The organism is Emcibacteraceae bacterium (assembly GCA_041396985.1).
In the GTDB taxonomy this organism is placed as follows: domain Bacteria; phylum Pseudomonadota; class Alphaproteobacteria; order Sphingomonadales; family Emcibacteraceae; genus Pseudemcibacter.
In genome coordinates this window covers 13,553-31,741 of sequence record JAWKXO010000003.1, presented here as the reverse complement: position 1 = coordinate 31,741, position 18,189 = coordinate 13,553, and the positions used below count along the sequence as shown (strand labels likewise).

Sequence of the window (18,189 nt, the reverse complement as noted above, 5' to 3'; positions counted from 1 at the left end):
AAACACATGAAATCTCATTTAAAAATTTTCCTCACAATCACATTTATAATGGTAACAACAGCAAATGCACAGTCTCCGGATACATCAAATGGGGAATGGCCACATTATGCAGGTGACATAAAAGGATCCCGCTATTCGCCACTGGATCAGATCAATGCTGATAACTTCAACGATCTGGAACTGGCCTGGTCATTTTCCACTAAAAATCTTGGCAGTCGTCCAGAATATAAACTCGAAGTCACACCGCTGATGATCGACGGTGTGATTTATGCGACCGGGGGAACACGTCGAACCGCATTCGCCCTTGATGGAGAAACCGGTGAACTGATGTGGCTTCATAGCATGGACGAAGGCTTACGTGGCGGGATGGCCCCACGGCAACTGTCCGGTCGTGGTCTGTCCTACTGGTCAGACGGTAAAGGCGATGACCGTATTTTCTATGTGACGACTGGCTATAAACTGGTCGCCCTTAATGCCCATACCGGTGTTCCGATCAATTCCTTCGGCACAGACGGTAATGGTATCCTTGATCTTAAAGTCGGCGCTGTACAGGGCAATGAAGTTCAGATCGACCTGGTTACCGGGGAAATCGGTCTTCATGCTACCCCGACTGTGGTCGGCAACCTGATAATTGTCGGAAATGCCATGAAGGAAGGTCTAACCATTGATAACTATAACAACACCAAAGGTCTGGTTCGTGCGTTTGACGCCCGTACCGGCAAGAAGGTCTGGCAGTTTGACCCAATCCCCCGTCCAGGTCAGTTTGGTAATGACACCTGGCTCGACAATTCCTGGGAGAGAAACGGCAGCACCGGCGTCTGGACCCAGATAACGGCAGATGAGGAAAATGGACTTGTTTATTTGTCTGTCGAAAGCCCGTCATCGGATTATTATGGCGGACATCGTCCTGGCGACAATCTCTTTGCGGAAAGTATAGTTGCCGTTGATCTGAAAACCGGTAAATATAAATGGCATTTTCAGGTGGTTCATCATCCGCTCTGGGGACATGACCTTTCATCAGCACCAATGGTAATGGACGTAAAGATTGATGGTAAAGATCGTCAAATTCTTGCCGTTCCCACTAAGCAGGCCATGCTGTTTGTTTTTGATCGTGTAACGGGAGAACCTATTTGGCCTATTAGGGAAATCCCCGTCCCAAAAGGCAATGTTCCCGGCGAATGGTACGCACCGACCCAACCAAAGGTCATGGAAAAATTAAACTATGGCCGCTCGGAAATGAAAGTGCCTGATGATCTGATTGACTTTACCCCGGAAATGAGAGAAGAGGCCTTAAAAAAACTGGAACGATATGTCTGGAAGGAAGCCACGCTTTATAATCCACCAATTCTTGGTGATATAAACGGCATGCTTGGGGCGATCACTCTTGGAAATTCAGGAGGTGGTACAAACTGGGCTGGAGGGGCTTTTGATCCGGAAACCAGTATTCTCTATGCCCCGGCAAACGTGTCGGCAATTAGCGGTATTTCACTGGCCCCACCACCGGAAGGATATTCAAATGTCAATTACCTTGAAGGACGCAAAGGGCAGCCGTTTAAAATGGCCCTTGCAGGTGGAACCGGGCAGAACCCGGGCGCCCCAAAAGAAGTGGATTACCCCGTCTATGACGGACCTCCGGTCAAAGTACCAACCCTAAATGTTGAAGGACTTTCCATTCTGAAACCTCCATACGGGATTATTGCCGCATTTGATATGACAAAAGGTGAAATTATCTGGCGTATAGCCCACGGTGAAACACTGGACAATGTCCGCAATCATCCTAAACTGCAAGGGATGGACATTCCGAGAACTGGTCAACCCGGCAGTGTCGGAATGATGGTGACAAAAACACTTGCCATCGCCGGCGATATGCGTGTGACAAACCCTGGTGATCGCGAACGCGGGGCGATGCTGCGTGCTTATGATAAAATGACCGGGGAGGAAGTAGGGGAAATATGGATGCCCGCGGGACAGTCCGGATCGCCGATGACCTACACAATAAAAGGCAAACAATATATCATTGTTGCCGTAAGTGGCGGATCATATCCCGGTGAAATACGGGCTTATAAACTCCCCGATGACTAGGAAACCTCAAAAATAATATAATCATATATAAAAACCCCCGGCGAATTATTCACCGGGGGTTTAATATTTTTAAAATCGAAACTTAGGTAAAACGACGATTAATGAAGTTTTCCGGCAGGCCAAAGAGCACCCTGATCCGCAGCAGGAATATTTTTAATTCCTTGGTATACGAATTTCTGGATACGCTTACCTTCGTAAGTTTCAGTTGTATAAATGTTCCCTTTTGAGTCAGTCGCAAGACTATGTGGTGCAAACCACAGGCCTGGCTGACGTCCACCACCACCGAACTTGGTAAGAACTTTCATAGAAGCACGGTCAATAATGTAAACACGTTGGTTCTGACCATCTGCAAGGTAAATATATTTTTGTGCAGAATCTTTTGAGAAATCAAGATCCCAGGTTGAACCTTGAGAACCGGTTTCAGGAGCAATCAGCACTTCAGACTTATAGTTACCATCACGGTCAAAAACCTGAATACGGTCACTGGTACGGTCACAAACATAGAGTAGGCCGTCATCTGATGGCTCAACACAGTGAACCGGACCTGTAAAGACTTTTGACGGTGGCTTGGATGGGTCATGACGATATCTTTCAGTCGGATCGTCAATTTTCTTGGAGCCATAAGCACCCCAGTAACGTTTAAACGCGCCGGTATCTGCATCAAGAACAGCAACACGTCTGTTACCATATCCGTCCGCGATATAGGCTTCATTTGTTTCCTCAACGACAGAAATTTTAGCAACACGTGAGAAGTGTGTTGTATCATTGCTATCCGGTGTGGAAATGCCTGGTGTACCATATTGAGCAATAAATTTACCGTCATTTGTAAATTTCAGGATGTGTGAATCGTTTTGGCCGTTACCACCAATCCAGACGTTGCCTTTATAATCCACTTCAATACCATGGTTTGATTCTGGCCATGTGTATGGTGCGCCGTCAACAGGACCACCCCAGGCACGGACCAGATTACCGTCTGCATCAAATTCAACAATTGGCGGAGCAGGTGTACAACAGATACTTGTACCCTGCTGTAATCCGAGCTCAGCGAAAGGTTTGAAGATGCCTTCTCCCCATGCGCGATGAACAATATAAACATGATCGTTTGCGTCAACTGCAACACCGATTACGTTCCCCAAGATCCAGCCATTTGGTAGTGGCTGTGGCCAAAAGGGATCAACTTCAAATGCAGGTGCCTGTGGTGCTTGTGCTGTTGCATCACCACCCATACCGACATATGATTGTCCAAGGCCTAAACCGACGAGAGTGACAACTAATGCGGCCCCCATCAAAACCTTATTTTTTAATTTCATGATTCCGTTCCATTTTAGTTTTTATTTATTCAGCTTAGCATAACGTTTTAGCGCTTTTCTAAACTGAATACTATGCTGTGAAAAAATGATACAGTATATCAAAGGTACGTTCAAGCACTGAATCAGTTGTATTAACCGTAATAAATTGACTCTTTGTTTCGCTTTTCCTATGTAATACAGCGAATATAGGGTAAAACAGTGTCAATAAAGGGAAATTCGTTCATGAAGAATAAATTATTTTATGATTTTACTATTTTTGGAAAATCTTTGATTGTTGCCGCTATCACGCTGGCGTTATTCGTCGTTTCTTCCTTAACGACACAGGCAAAAGCCCATGATAATCCAGCATCTGTAACAGTACATATGTATGTTAAGCCTGAGGGGAATACTCTAAAACTCCTGCTCCGCGTCCCCCTTGAATCCATGAGCGAACTTGTTTATCCGACTTTTGGCCCCGGCTATCTTGATTTTGAAAAAGCGGATTCTGTATTGCTTGATGCGGCCCATGTTTACCTGACAGACGAGCTGCAGGTTTTTGAAAATGGTGAACTTATCAACGATAAAATGATTACGGCCTACCGCGCAACTTATCCGCAGGACCGCTCAATAAGCACTTGGGAAGCCGCAATTGAAAATATTAAAAAACCAGCCCTTACCAATGAAACCAAGTTATATTATGGGCAGGCCGTTCTGGATGTCCTATATGAATTCCCCATAAAGTCCGAACATTCCAGATTTTCAATTGAGCCCACATTAAACAAACTGGCCAATGTGACAAATACAGTTTTGCGTTTTTTGCCGCCGGACTCTGGCGAACGTGTCTTCAACTATATTGGAAACCCTGGTGTTGTCGAGCTTGATCCAAGCCTTTTTCACGCCCTTTATGAATTTTTGAAACTTGGCTTTTTCCATATTTTGGAGGGAACAGACCACATTCTGTTTCTATTATGCCTGATCATTCCTGTTCGTAATTTTATGGGTCTGGTTCCTGTTATCACCTCTTTTACAGTTGCTCATTCCATAACACTTATTTCGACAGCCTTTGGCCTGGCACCACAGGCATTATGGTTTGCACCGCTTATTGAAATGCTTATTGCCCTCTCAATCGTCTTTATGGCGTTTGAAAATATTGTCGGGGCAAAGCTGGAAAACAGATGGGTCGTTGCATTTGCTTTTGGTCTTGTTCACGGGTTCGGTTTTTCATTCCTGCTATCAGAAAGCATGCAGTTTGCTGGAACACATCTCTTCACCTCTCTGTTGTCGTTCAACCTTGGTGTCGAGGTCGGTCAGCTGTTCATCCTGATCATCGTCCTGCCTCTGCTTAATCTGTTATTCAAATATGTCGTGAATGAAAAAGCCGGCACAATTCTTCTATCTGCACTCGTCGCACATAGTGGCTGGCACTGGATGACAGAACGCAATGATAATCTCATGCAGTATATTTTCGTTATGCCAAAATTTGACCGCGCTTTTTATGTCGATCTGATGCGCTGGGGTATGCTACTCGTTATAATCGCCATAGCCTCCTGGGCAATGTATGAGCTTAAAAAATATATTGAAAAAAAGGCAGCGCTAAAAAAAGCCTCTCATTAATAAGAGGCTTTTTCAAACTTTATCTTATTCAATATGTCTATTATCTAATTGCGTTTTGGCGGGGTGGCAAAATAGCCTTTCGGTACGTATTTACGCATCCTTTTCTGAAGGACTTCAGCGCCATAAACATTTCCGGCCTCATCCGCAGTTACCCCTTCTGCAACGCTTGTATAACGGGGTTCCATTCCATTATTCGGATCGGGAATAAAAGCGGTTACCCATCCGGTAATTGAGCTCCCGATACGGATACCACGTTCCCAGCCCGGGTTACGCTGCCAACCGGTATTTGATTCACTGTCAGCAACATACATTATATCGTTTTTATCAATATAAATACCGCTTGGACGGCCAAACTGGGTCCACTGATCAAGATGATGTCCGTCCAGATCAAAAATCTGAATGCGGCTGTTTTGACGGTCGCCAACAAATAATTTTCCCTGCGAATTAATAGCCAGCGCATGAGGTTCGCGAAGTTCGCCCCGTTCAGCCCCGGTATCACCAAATTCCATCAGATACTCACCCTTGCTGTTATATTTGACAATGCGGTTATTACCGCCCGCTTCATGGCCATCGGCCACAAATATATCGCCGTTTGGCGCTACTGCTACATCGCAGGGCTGATCAAAAATATATTTATCCTTACCCGCAACACCCGCAGTTCCAATTGTCATCAATAACTCACCGTCCGGGCTAAATTTTAGAACCTGATGACCTTTTTTACGCTTTTCATCACCACGGGCATCAGCAATCCATAAATTTCCGTCCGGATCCACGTGCATTCCATGAGGCCAGACAATCATATTTTTACCAAAGCTTTTTAAGATTTTTCCATCAACATCGACCAGCATGATCGGGTCAATATCCGGTGTATCAAGGCAGTTCCCATTTCCACCGCAACGCTCAGCAACCCAGATATTACCATTTCCTGCATAATAAACGGTACTGGTTGATCCCCATTGACGCCCGTCAGGCAATGTAATCCACTCCCCTTTAATAGCTTCGTACGGGTTATCCTGTGCGACTGAAGTTGTGGCAACAACAGACGTCAGGGCCGTTGCTGCCAATAATAAGTTGGTGATCATTTTTTTATTAATCATTGATTATCCTCCAAATTTTTAGTCCGTTTTATGACTATTTTTAATCCGGCTCATTGGACAATAATTTATTGTTTTTGTAAAGATATTAGATCAGACATTCTTTGTTGCAAGAAATCCTGCTCGGCCTGATTGCCGCTTAAGCTGATTGCTTTTTGATAATATCTAATAGCCTTTTTATTTTTGCCGCTTCGCTTGTATAAATCTGCCAGTGCCGCATAATAGGGCTGATAATTGCCAATATCCTGCTTCAAACCTTCAAGGGCCTTAATACTTTCTTCCGGTGAAATAAGATAGGAAAGGGCAACGATCCTGTTTAACTGAATAACGGGTGAAGGCAGCAATTTAAAAAGCTCATCATAAAGAAGTACAATTTCCCGCCAGTTGGTATCCTTAAATCGGCAGGCTTCTGAATGGAGAGCACTTATGGCCGCCTGTATCTGGTATGCTCCTATTTGTTTTCGGGCCAGGGACTTTTCTACCAGGATAGTCCCTTCATTAATTTCATTCATGTTCCATAATGACCTGTCCTGCTCCTCCAATGGTACAAGAACACCATTTTCACCAAAGCGGGCAGTTTTTCGCGAATTATGAAGAAGCATTAATGCCAGAAGCGCTTCTGCTTCCGGCTCTTTCGGGCAAAGATGTAGCAATATTCTGGCAAGTCTTATTGCTTCATCACAAAGTTCTGCTCTTATATGTTTTTTTCCAGATGACGCTGAATAGCCTTCATTAAAAATAAGATATAAAACACTCAGTACCGCATCAAGACGGGCGGCAAACTGATTCTGGTCCGGGATGATATAGGGGATGCCCGCCTGTTTAATTTTTCTTTTTCCACGCACCAAACGCTGTGCCATGGTTTCCGGTTTAACCAGAAATGCTCTGGCAATTTCCGTTGTGGTCAATCCACCAAGAAGCTGCAAAGTTAAAGCAACTGAAATATTATGATCAAGCGCCGGGTGGCAGCAGGTAAAAATTAATCTGAGCCTTTCATCCGGGACTGAATAATCAGATTCCATCAGTTCATCATCCTCCAGAAGAGGAAGAAATTGTTCCTTTTTGGATTCAAAGTTTTTATCACGCCTTATTTTATCAATAATTTTGCGTCTCGCTGTCGTTAAAAGCCAAGCCCGCGCAGAAGGCGGCAGGCCTTTCTCCCGCCAGTTAATCAGTGCCGCTTCTACGGCGTCCTGAAGGGCATCTTCAGCCATGTGGAAATCATTAAAGGATTTAATTAATGAAGAAATCAGGTATCCCCATTCCTCTCGGACAATTTTATGAATTGCCACTTCAAAGTTAATCGGCGGCGTCGATGGGGATACCATATAAAAAGTCTACCTCTCTATCGTCATGATCGGTCTGACTTCTATCGACCCGTAATTTACGGTCGGTATCATGGCCGCATATTTCAATGCATCATCCAGATTTTCGCATTCAAATATATAATAGCCCCCAAGCTGCTCTTTTGTTTCAGCAAAGGGGCCGTCCGTCATCGCCAATTTGCCATTCCTCGCCCGTAACGTCGTTGCTGTATTCACCGACTGCAGGGGATCACTCCCGACCAGAACCCCGTCATTGATAAACTGGCCGGTGGCAGCTTCATATTCCCCGATCAACCGGCCAAATTCCTCAGAGCCCGGCTTTGGACTGGTTTCTTCATTTGCATAAATCAATGCTATATATTTCATGATATTCTCCTCATTTTTTAATCTTAGAAAATAATCTGATTTCAGATTACACCAGCTAAACGAATGGGGAGATTAAAAATCGACAAGTTCGTCTAATTTTTTAAGAAATAGGCAAATGGCCGGTTTTCACATAAATGAGTGCCCCGTCCTCTTTCGTAAATGGTGTATGTTTGCTTAAATGAGGACTCCTGATCCAGGTGCCCTTCGGATAAGCGCCATGTTCATCATAAAATGTGCCTTCAAGCACCAGAATTTCTTCCCCACCCCAATGCTGATGTGGCTTAAACAATGTATTTGGCGCCCATTTTACCAGCGCCACATGTTCTGTGCCATATTCATGTAATGGCATCACCGATAAGCCTGGAACCAGTCCAGGATACCAGTTCGATTCTTTTGTACTTATGCTAAACTGATGCTGGTCTTCTTTTTCAAACTGACACAGCTTGACGAATATAGTCGCTCCCTCCTCACCAATACGTGGTGTATGAGCCGTACCGATAGGGTTTCTGACATAACTGCCTGCCGGATAATCCGCATGTTCGTCAGAAAAAACACCTTCAAGAACGAAAAACTCCTCTCCTCCACCATGCACATGGCTTGGAAATTCACTATTGGGTGCATAACGGACAATTGTGGTTGCCCTTGCCACTTCATCGCCAATGCGGTCAAGCATCATTCTTTCGACGCCCTTCATGGGTGAGGGAACCCATTTATAATCTTTGGGCCGGACCACCGCAACCTGATCAAATTCAGCATTCAATTTCATTGTTACACACTGCCTTCTTTTTCAATCACTAAAATTCTCGCTTCTCCTCTGGGATGGGCGACATGCTCCGTCCCTATACCGGCATAAAAAATGTCCCCGACGTCCAACAGAACTGATTTTTCATCACCATTTTCACGGTAAAACATTTCGACAGTCCCATCTAATACGGCAAATACTTCTTCACCTTCATTAATGTGCCAGACATAAGGTTTATCTGTCCAGTGAAGTCGGGTTGTTATGCCACCCATATTGGCAATATCCCTTGCTCCCCAGGCTTTATTCGCTTTAAAATTTTTGCTTTTGATAATTTCCATTTCTAGTACCTACAAAAAAAGCCCCCATATGGATAATATGGAGGCTTCCTTTAATTAGTCCAGAAATTAATTTCTTCTCGGTGGTGGTGGTGTTCCATGATATGTTTTTGGAATATATTTACGCATTCTCATTTGCGCCACTTCCGCACCATAGACATTACCGGCTTCATCGGCCGTTACCCCTTCGGCCACACTTGTGCCACGGGCATAACCCGGGTTTGGATCAGGAATAAAAGCTGTCACCCAACCATTATTCGCACTTCCGATGCGAATTCCGCGCAGCCAGCCAGGATTACGCTGATAGCCAGTGTTTGATTCACTGTCGGCAACATAAAGCATATTGTTCTTATCAATATAAACACCGCTTGGACGTCCAAACTGGGTCCATTGATCAATATGATGTCCCTCCAGATCAAAAATCTGAACGCGGGCGTTATGACGATCTCCAACAAACAACCGGCCATCTGTACTGATCGCCAGTGCATGAGGTTCACGGAACTGACCACGCTCTGATCCTGTTGAGCCGAATTCCATCAGATACTCACCTTTGCTGTTATATTTGACAATGCGGTTATTGCCACCGGCACCATGACCATCGGCAACAAAAATATCGCCATTTGGTGCTACCGCAACGTCGCAGGGCTGATCAAATATATATTTATCTTTACCCGCCACACCAGCTGTGCCGAGTGACATCAGCAACTTTCCATCAGGACTGAATTTATGAACCTGGTGCCCTTTTTTACGTTTTTCATCACCACGGGCATCAGCAATCCATAAATTTCCATCTGGATCAACATGTAATCCATGTGGCCAGACGATCATATTTTTACCAAAACTTTTTAAGATATTTCCATCCACATCGACCAGCATAATCGGATCAATATCCGGCGTATCCAGACAATTCGTATTGCCACCGCAACGCTCAGCAACCCAGATATTACCATTTCCAGCATAATAAACGGTGCTTGTTGATCCCCATTGACGCCCGTCAGGCAGTGTCACCCATTCTCCCTCTATCGGTTCATAGGGATTTCCCTGTGCCATAGCCGACGCAGAAAAAACAGCGGTTAAAGCCGCGGAAGCAAATAATATATTTGCAATTTTTTTATTAATCCTCATCTAAGATTTCTCCTCATATTCGAAAGTTATATTATTCTGAGTCCCCACTCTTACATCGCATATAGGACTATAAAATAGATTGTTTGTAAAGGTTAACTTGTACCAAAGATAGAATGAAAATAATCATTGCCTGGGCATTTTAATAAAGACTTTCAATCCGCCCAATTCTTCCGATGGCGCATATTTTACTTCTGCATCATTCAAATCAATAATTTCGCGCACGATTGATAGGCCAAGGCCATATCCTTCGCCCGCTTCATCAAGCCTAATTCCACGACTTTCAATCTGCTCATATTTTTCCTGTGAAATTCCCGGACCATCATCCTCTATAGTTATTTCCAGCCCGTCAGAATTTCTGATGCTAACCGAAACAACATGCTGACACCATTTACAGGCATTATCAAGAAGGTTTCCAAAAAGCTCCATCATATCATGCCGATCACCAACAAATTTAGCATCAGGATCAATATTCAATATGCAGTCGATATTTTTATCCTGGTATATTTTTTTGAAAGTCGTAATGAGTGTTCCGATTAATTCTGAAAGATCAATTTTCTGGCCATGGACAGATGATCCGATAATTCTCGCCCGTCTGAGCTCACTATCCAGTTGATGTTTGATCTGTTTGGTCGCACCTTTTATCTCTTCGGGTCTTATTTTATCATCTCCACCCGATACATTCTGCTCAATTAAAGCCAGCGGTGTTTTAAGTGCATGTGCCAGATTTCCCAATGCTGTTTTAGATCGTTTAACCCGGTTATCAACCATCACCATCAATTTGTTGATTTCCATAACCAATGGTAAAACCTCTTCTGGTACTTTTTCATTGAGGAAATTGTTTTCTCCTGACCCAATCCGCGCCAATTCCTCAGTTGTTGCCTGCAGGGGGGCCATCCCACGATTAACAATAAAGCGCTGTATCAGCATCAATAGCAGCACAATGGCACCATTTAAAACAACCAGCGCAATGGTAAGAGTGCGCAAACTGTTTGTAATTGGCGTAAAATCCTCTGCAACGGCTATTCGTATTAATTGCCCATCTTTCAGATAGCCCCCTTCCAGGATCAGAAGCCTTTGGCCGTTTGGCCCGTTTTCCTGTTTTAAAGCCGTTTTGCCGATCTCAATTTTGGAGACTGACATTGTCTGATCCCATAATGAACGGGACAAATACTCCCTATGTGACATTTCAATATGGAAATAATGACCCGAAAATGGTTGGAGAAAAATAGGATTGAGTGTCTCTTCATTAAGAAAGAGATTTCCGTCTTCGCCCGGTTTTAAATTTGCCAATAGAGCATCAATATCATGCTGGAGCCGGGTTTGAACAAACTCTTCTCCAAACCTGTTAAAAAAAACAATATTTATACCAATCAAAGTACTGAAAAATATCAGGGAAACAATAAATACACCTAGGTTAAGACGGGACTTTAAACTGCTCATGACCGTTCCTCAAAAACGTAGCCCTGTCCTCTTTTTGTTTTTATCATTTCATCACCAAGAATTTTACGCAGTCGTCTTATATAAACTTCTATGACATTACTGTCCTTATCCGAAACATCATCATATATATGTTCGGTCAAATGGGTTTTCGATAATATTTCATTCTGATGCATCATCATATATCGCAGCAACCTGAATTCAGTGCCCGTCAGTTCATATTCCTGACCAGCATCCGTTGTAACGGTCTGTTTTCGTTCATCCAGACTTATGCCACCCGCCGCAAGACCAGCACCTACTTTTTGATTGGTACGGCGGATCAATGCATTTACACGTTCAATGAGTTCCTCAAAATGAAACGGTTTTCCAAGATAGTCATCTGCCCCTGCCTGAAAGCCATCAACCCGCTCCTGCCAGTCATCGCGGGCTGTCAGGATGAGTACAGCCTGTGAATTTCCTTTTCTTCGCCAGTTTCTTAAGACATCCAGTCCTGAAATATCCGGCAATCCCAGATCAAGAATTACAACATCATATGAAATTTCGTCCCCCATGAATTCCGCATCTATACCTGTTGAGACCAAATCGACTGCAAAACCTTTGCCCCGAAGATCCTCTGCCAGTCTAGGTCCGAGCTTTGGATCATCTTCAACAAGCAGTAATCTCATTCTAGCCCTCCAGCAAACTTGATGCATCCTGACCCGTCTTACCATCCAGATAATAGGTCACAACAACGCCTTTGGCCGTTAGAATTTCAATCTGATAAATAAGCACACCGTCATAATTAAGCAGCTCAACTTCAAGCATTCGGTCATCTTTTTCCCTGTGGATAAATGAGATAATTTGCTCAAGCCCCAGAATATCGCCACTTTTTAATATTTCCGCCAATTCTTCCTGTGATAAATGATTGGATTCATATTGTTCTTCCTGTGAAAAGGCACTCTCACCACCAAAAAGCAATACCATCACCCCAAAAAACATAAGTGGAATTTTATAAAAATTAATCTGCTTCATAGGATGATAAATTCCCCGCATCTAATAATGGTCTGATCATATAATGAATATCAGCGTTTGCAAAATCCTTCTTCAGCCGACCCAATATATCTTTTGCCTGTACTTCCGTGACATGCGATTGGAACATTTTTTTAACGGATTTCCCAGTAACGCGTTCTGATAGTGTCATTGCATTTTCATGGGCTCCGTGTCCATCAAGGGACAGACTGTTAAATCCTTTAATTTCATCCTGCTCTAATAACCAGTCGATGATCGTGCTTTCAATAGCGACCGGCACGATAAGTGATAGCATACAAAGGCTCATGAATTTTTCTCCCCACCGGAATTATTTCCCAATCGGCTATACAAAATCGGCAAAAGAACCAGTGTCAGCAATGTTGAAGTAACCAACCCGCCTATAACAACGATTGCCAGTGGTCTTTGAATTTCAGAACCGGGTCCTGTTGCAAACAAAAGCGGGACAAGACCGAATGCCGCTATACTAGCGGTCATGAGAACCGGTCTCAGCCTTCTGATTGCTCCTTCCATAATGACTTCTGCAATCGGTTTTCCAAGAGCATAAAGCTGATTAAAATAACTGACCATGACAACGCCATTAAGCACCGCAATCCCTAGCAGGGCGATAAACCCGACCGAAGCCGGAACAGATAGATATTCACCGGATAGCCAGAGAGCGATAATTCCCCCGGTCATGGCAAAGGGAATATTGCTTAATACCAGTAGCGCCTGTCGGATTGACTTAAATGTCACGAAAAGAAGCAGAAAAATTAGTCCAAGAGCAACCGGGATCACGATAGAAAGCCTTGCGGCCGCCCGTTGCTGGTTTTCAAACTGTCCCCCCCATTCAAGCGTATATCCGCTTGGCAGTTCCACATTTGAGGCAGTGAGTTCCTTTGCTTCCTCCACAAATCCAACGAGATCACGGTTTGCAACATTGGCAATGACAACCACCATACGGGATCCTTTTTCACGCTGGACAGAGACAGGACCTTCAACCCGCTCAATTTTAGCAACCATGGCAAGAGGGACACGCCGTCCTTCCGGCAAAGTGATTTGCAGATTTTCAAAATCTGCCGGAGAATTTCTGACCTCTTCCGTTCCTTTAATAATTATCGGTGTCCGGCGCGCCCCTTCATAGACCAAACCGACATTCAGACCTTCAATCTGACTTCTGAGCAGTTCCGAGATCTCATCAACTGAAATACCAAGACGTCCTGCTGCCATTGTATCAATCTGAAGCCTAAGATATTGTGCCCCTTCATTGGCAGGTTTATAAACGTTATCCGCCCCTTCAATGTCCTGAAGAATATCAATAATTTTTGCGCTAATGGCATTTAACTGGTTCTGGTCTTCACCAAAAACTTTTATGGCAATATCCCCACGAACACCGGTCAGCATTTCAGAAACCCGCATTTCAATGGGCTGGGTAAAATTAAATGCGACGCCAGGAATTTCCGCCAGAACATCATTAATTTTTGCCATCAGTTCTTCTTTACTGTCCACCGTCCATTCATCACGAGGCTTAAGGACAAGAAATCCATCCGTTTCATTAAGACCCATGGGGTCAAGCCCAATTTCATCCGAGCCGACGCGGGCCACCATACTGTCAATTTCTGAAATATTTTCCATTAAAATCTGCTGAATTCGATTGTCCATTTCAATGGATTTTTCAAGTCCGACTGATGGCAATTTCTCCCACTGAATGATCATATCACCTTCATCCATTGTCGGCATAAAGGTTTTCCCGACCTGGATATAAACCAGGAGCGCAACAGCAAGTAATATTCCGGATGAAATAAATACCTTCTTTGAGTTTTCCAGTGACCAGTTGAGTATGGGGACATATTTCTTCTGCAACGTCCTGACAAGCCAGGTTTCAGAATGACTGACCTGACTGGGAAGATATGACGCGATTACCGGAATTACAGTCAGGGACAGGAAAAGTGACGATGTTAGCGCAAATACAATCGTCAGTGCCACCGGTGAAAATAATTTTCCTTCCAGTCCCTGTAAAGACAGCAGCGGCAAGAACACAATAATGATAATCAGCATGCCCGAGGTAACCGGTAAGGAAACTTCTGAAACTGCGCGATAAATGAGATGCAGTTTCGGCAGCTTCTGATTTTTTTCATCAAATAAATAAGTCACTATATTTTCAACCACAACGACCGCTGCATCAACCAGTATACCAATGGCGATGGCAAGACCACCAAGGCTCATCAGATTTGCAGACATGGAAAACTCTTTCATCCATATAAATGTTGCCAGCGCGGCAAGTGGTAAAATGAGCGCGACGGTCAGGGCAACACGCAGATCGCCAAGGTAAACCAGAAGCAGAACCAGAACCAGTACAATAGCTTCACCGAGTGCCTTGGAAACCGATCCAATAGCTTTGTCGATCAGTTTTCCCCTGTCATAAAACACATTGATGGAAATGCCATCCGGTAAACTTCTTTCAATCTCAGCAAGTTTCTCATTTACGCCTTCGACCACTTCCTGGGCATTAGCTCCCCGCAAACTAAGCACAAGCCCTTCAACAGCTTCTCCCTGACCGCGTGCCGTGACACCGCCGTAACGGGTAATAGAGCCAATTTTGACGGTTGCAATGTCAGCTACGCGGATTGGCTCGGTAAGATGCTGCCTGACAATAATATTTTCAATATCGGAAATGCCTGTAATGCTGCCACTGGTTCGCACCAGAAGAACTTCTTCTCCTTCGTTAAGGCGGCCGGCACCATCATTTTTATTATTTTCCCGTACTGCATCAATAACTTCGGACACAGTAATATTATGGGCCAATAAAAGCGAGTTATCGGGGGTAATTTCAAATGTCTTTACCAATCCACCAAGGGCATTTACATCAGCCACACCAGGAACCCCGCGCAATGCGGGTCTGATAACCCAGTCAAGGAGCGACCTTTTTTCCATCAGGCTCATCGTATCGCCATCAATGGTAAACATGAACATTTCACCAAGCGGCGTTGTCATCGGGGCAATCCCGCCGGAAACACCGGCTGGAAGGTCTTCCATTATGGCATTTAGCCGTTCTGATACCTGCTGACGGGCCCAGTAAATATCGGTTCCCTCCTCAAAATCAATGGTGATATCGGTCAAAGCATATTTTGAAATAGAGCGCAGCATGCTTTGATTGGGAAGACCCAACATCTCAACTTCAATAATCGCAGTGATCCGCTGCTCAATTTCTTCCGGAGTCATACCCGGTGCCTTGAGGATGATTTTTACCTGGGTTGTGGATACATCCGGGAAAGCATCAATTGGGGTATCACCAAAAGAAACCCATCCCCCCGCAATAACAAGCACTGCAACAAGGAGGACGATCAGCCGCTGAGTAAGCGAAAACTGTATGAGTTTATCCAGCATTATTCTTCGCTCCCCAATCCTTCCATCATCCCTTTTAGGGTGACAAGGCCTTTGGAGGCAATCTGATCACCTTCTGCCATTTCTGCCATAATGACAAGTGACGATCCTTCATCAGCAATAATTTTTACCGGCTTTAACAAAAACCCTTGCGAATTCCTGATAAAAATACTTGCATTATCGCCACTTCTGATAACGGCCCCAGCCGGAATTCTGAACAATTCCCCTGCTTCATTTTTCTGTTCAAGTCTGGCTTTCACCAGTTGGCCGGGGATAAATTCTGATTGTCCGGAAGAAATCTCTCCTCTGACGATAATTCCCTGATCTTCCTCGTGGACCATTTTACCGATGGTAATAATACGGCTTTCAACAGACGAACCGTCTATGGTTATTTTATTACCAGGCTGAAGTGACTCTCTTAAATATAATGGCACATGGATTTCAATCCAGAGCGGATTAATCTGTCCTACTTCATAAAGGGACATATCTTCACTGATATGCTCTCCCGTTCTGGCATTCTGTTTCAGAACGACACCATCAAAGGGCGCTCGGATAATCAGATTTTTCTGCATCTTACGGCTTTCTTCAAGTGCCTTTATATCAGCAGGATCAAGTCCGGAAAATTCAAGGGATTGCTGGGCGCGGAAGACGGAAGCCTCTGCATCCTGAAATGCGGCTTCACCACTTAAATAACTTTTCTCAGAAATAATTCCTTCTTTAAAAAGCTCAATATTACGCTGATGATTTCTGGTCATTTGTAATTTTGTAAATAACGCATCCAGATAAACCTGTTGCGCATTCAAAAATTCCGGACTTGAAATTTCAGCCAGTTTCTGTCCTTTGCTAATCTGATCGCCTTCGGCCACATAAAGTATATTGACAAGTCCCGGCAACATTGGATTAAGTACCATAATTTGCGAATTTGGAATGACCACTTGCGCAGGAAACCCGGTGCTCCATACGGATGAAATTTTCTCAATATCACGAGTTTCAATACCCATTTTATCAATTTGTGATGCAGTAATTTTAATTTGCTCGTCTGACGCATTGGCTATGCTACCCAATAAAAATAAACTGATTAGTGCCTTCAAGATTATTTTCATGGCAATAATACTCCCTTAACCTGATTATGCCGGGCTACTGCCCGCTTACATTCAATAATAATTTTTTTATTTGCCGCTGAAGATGAAAAATACTGTTCCTGAATTTTCAGAAAATCAAACAAGTCAGTTTCACCCAAATCAAAGGCTTTTTTTCCAAGTCTTAAATTTTCACTGGCCATTTCAAAATGTTTGGCGGAGAGCGGCAGCTCGGCTTCACATACCTCAAGGTCGTTGTCCGCTTCATGGAGGGCAAGCCTGTATTCCCTTTTGACCAGTTCCCGTTCCCGCTCCATTTCTGCGAGAGCAAGAGCAGCTTCAGCACGTTTAGACTTCATTTGGGCACCGGCACCAAGAGGAACCAGCACTCCAACACCAATAGAGTCAATATTATGGCCTGTATAGGAAGCCGTTTCCCGCTTAACGCCTACGGATAATTTCGGTGGGCTGCTCCAGCTGTTTCTCTGCTCATTATAAGAAGCATCAAGATAATCAACTTTCGCATTATAAAACCTTAATATCGGCGCATTTTCAGTATCTGTTTCATGATCAATCTCTTCTTCAAAAAATGCCGGAATTTCTGTTAGCCCAGTAACACTCTCATATCTTTTGCCCGCATGAATAAATTCTGCTTGGGCGTTAATCAGCTCCATTTTACGGCTCATCACTTCTTTCTGGCTTAAAAGCTCATCCTGTTTAGGTAAATTTCCGGCTGCAATTCTCCTGCTAATATCGCGTTCCAGATCCTCGGCGATTTTTAAGTTTGCCTGTGCCTGTTGCAGCTCGGTCTGTGCCAGTTTGATTTGCCATAGATGTTCGCGGATCTGACCATTTACACTCAAAATAGCTAAATCCTGATAGGCTTTAGCTTCCTGATCAGACATCCTTGCTTTCTGATAACTTGCTGATTTTTGTCCTGGCATCCATAACGGCAGCTCCAAGAGCACTTTCCCATTCCCGCAATCCCTGGTTTGACAGTAAGCGGTCATTTTGCATTTTAAGCGAAATTTCCGGAGTATCCGCAAATAAACTTGATGCACGACTTCTTAAGGCGTCAGCATTTTCCTCTTTGGATTTCACCACGCCAAGATCTGGTGATCTTGCCATAGCAGCACTCACCACTTCACCAAGGGTCAAAGTTTCGCTCTCAACAATTTCAAATTCGGGAGTTTCCTGCTGCTCAGCGAAAAGAGCAAAAGGCCAGATCATAAGCGTGAAAAAAATTACACGATTAAGCATTATAAACACTCCATAATTCAAATTAAACCCTAGGTATCATCCGCAGCTTAAA

At 44.0% G+C, this 18,189-nt stretch carries 17 protein-coding genes; 2 read left to right on the top strand and 15 right to left on the bottom strand.

The window, feature by feature from the left end; genetic code table 11:
* The first annotated feature begins 6 nt into the window (after positions 1–6).
* Entirely contained in the window at positions 7–2,082 is a 2,076-nt protein-coding gene (locus tag R3D86_08315; GenBank protein MEZ5758210.1) for a PQQ-binding-like beta-propeller repeat protein, read from the top strand.
* A gap of 98 nt (positions 2,083–2,180) precedes the next feature.
* Here R3D86_08315 and R3D86_08310 read toward each other — a convergent pair whose 3' ends face one another.
* Positions 2,181–3,392 carry a hypothetical protein gene (locus R3D86_08310; protein MEZ5758209.1) on the bottom strand — a complete coding sequence of 404 codons (1,212 nt, stop codon included), beginning with the start codon at positions 3,390–3,392 and terminating at the stop codon, positions 2,181–2,183.
* Positions 3,393–3,614: 222 nt separating this feature from the next.
* On the opposite strand from R3D86_08310, the gene R3D86_08305 reads away from it, so the two are divergent.
* Positions 3,615–4,985: a HupE/UreJ family protein gene (locus R3D86_08305; protein MEZ5758208.1), complete on the top strand. Its 1,371-nt coding sequence runs from the start codon at positions 3,615–3,617 to the stop codon at positions 4,983–4,985.
* Positions 4,986–5,029: 44 nt separating this feature from the next.
* On the opposite strand, the gene R3D86_08300 is transcribed toward R3D86_08305, so the two are convergent.
* The 14 genes from R3D86_08300 to R3D86_08235 form a co-directional block, all read right to left on the bottom strand.
* Positions 5,030–6,082 carry a peptidyl-alpha-hydroxyglycine alpha-amidating lyase family protein gene (locus R3D86_08300; GenBank protein ID MEZ5758207.1) on the bottom strand — a complete coding sequence of 351 codons (1,053 nt, stop codon included), beginning with the start codon at positions 6,080–6,082 and terminating at the stop codon, positions 5,030–5,032.
* A gap of 65 nt (positions 6,083–6,147) precedes the next feature.
* Complete coding sequence (locus R3D86_08295) at positions 6,148–7,407, bottom strand: DUF6596 domain-containing protein (GenBank protein ID MEZ5758206.1); 1,260 nt, start codon at positions 7,405–7,407, stop codon at positions 6,148–6,150.
* A gap of 9 nt (positions 7,408–7,416) precedes the next feature.
* Complete coding sequence (locus R3D86_08290) at positions 7,417–7,770, bottom strand: YciI family protein (GenBank protein MEZ5758205.1); 354 nt, start codon at positions 7,768–7,770, stop codon at positions 7,417–7,419.
* 100 nt (positions 7,771–7,870) lie between these two features.
* Complete coding sequence (locus R3D86_08285) at positions 7,871–8,536, bottom strand: cupin domain-containing protein (protein ID MEZ5758204.1); 666 nt, start codon at positions 8,534–8,536, stop codon at positions 7,871–7,873.
* Between the two features lie 2 nt (positions 8,537–8,538).
* Entirely contained in the window at positions 8,539–8,850 is a 312-nt protein-coding gene (locus R3D86_08280; GenBank protein MEZ5758203.1) for a hypothetical protein, read from the bottom strand.
* A gap of 66 nt (positions 8,851–8,916) precedes the next feature.
* Positions 8,917–9,972 carry a peptidyl-alpha-hydroxyglycine alpha-amidating lyase family protein gene (locus R3D86_08275; GenBank protein MEZ5758202.1) on the bottom strand — a complete coding sequence of 352 codons (1,056 nt, stop codon included), beginning with the start codon at positions 9,970–9,972 and terminating at the stop codon, positions 8,917–8,919.
* Positions 9,973–10,095: 123 nt separating this feature from the next.
* Complete coding sequence (locus R3D86_08270; GenBank protein MEZ5758201.1) at positions 10,096–11,412, bottom strand: ATP-binding protein; 1,317 nt, start codon at positions 11,410–11,412, stop codon at positions 10,096–10,098.
* Complete coding sequence (locus tag R3D86_08265; GenBank protein ID MEZ5758200.1) at positions 11,409–12,074, bottom strand: response regulator transcription factor; 666 nt, start codon at positions 12,072–12,074, stop codon at positions 11,409–11,411. The genes R3D86_08270 and R3D86_08265 overlap by 4 nt, the downstream gene beginning before the upstream one ends.
* A gap of 1 nt (position 12,075) precedes the next feature.
* A complete protein-coding gene (locus R3D86_08260) occupies positions 12,076–12,420 on the bottom strand; it encodes a hypothetical protein (protein MEZ5758199.1) in 345 nt (114 codons plus the stop codon).
* Positions 12,407–12,724 (bottom strand): DUF3240 family protein, encoded by a 318-nt coding sequence (locus R3D86_08255; protein MEZ5758198.1) that lies wholly within the window; start codon positions 12,722–12,724, stop codon positions 12,407–12,409. The genes R3D86_08260 and R3D86_08255 overlap by 14 nt, the downstream gene beginning before the upstream one ends.
* Complete coding sequence (locus R3D86_08250; protein MEZ5758197.1) at positions 12,721–15,801, bottom strand: CusA/CzcA family heavy metal efflux RND transporter; 3,081 nt, start codon at positions 15,799–15,801, stop codon at positions 12,721–12,723. The genes R3D86_08255 and R3D86_08250 overlap by 4 nt, the downstream gene beginning before the upstream one ends.
* Entirely contained in the window at positions 15,801–16,901 is a 1,101-nt protein-coding gene (locus R3D86_08245) for an efflux RND transporter periplasmic adaptor subunit (protein MEZ5758196.1), read from the bottom strand. Before R3D86_08245 ends, R3D86_08250 begins: the two co-directional genes overlap by 1 nt.
* Positions 16,898–17,821: a TolC family protein gene (locus R3D86_08240; GenBank protein ID MEZ5758195.1), complete on the bottom strand. Its 924-nt coding sequence runs from the start codon at positions 17,819–17,821 to the stop codon at positions 16,898–16,900. Before R3D86_08240 ends, R3D86_08245 begins: the two co-directional genes overlap by 4 nt.
* A complete protein-coding gene (locus tag R3D86_08235; GenBank protein ID MEZ5758194.1) occupies positions 17,775–18,137 on the bottom strand; it encodes a hypothetical protein in 363 nt (120 codons plus the stop codon). Before R3D86_08235 ends, R3D86_08240 begins: the two co-directional genes overlap by 47 nt.
* Between the last annotated feature and the right edge of the window lie 52 nt (positions 18,138–18,189).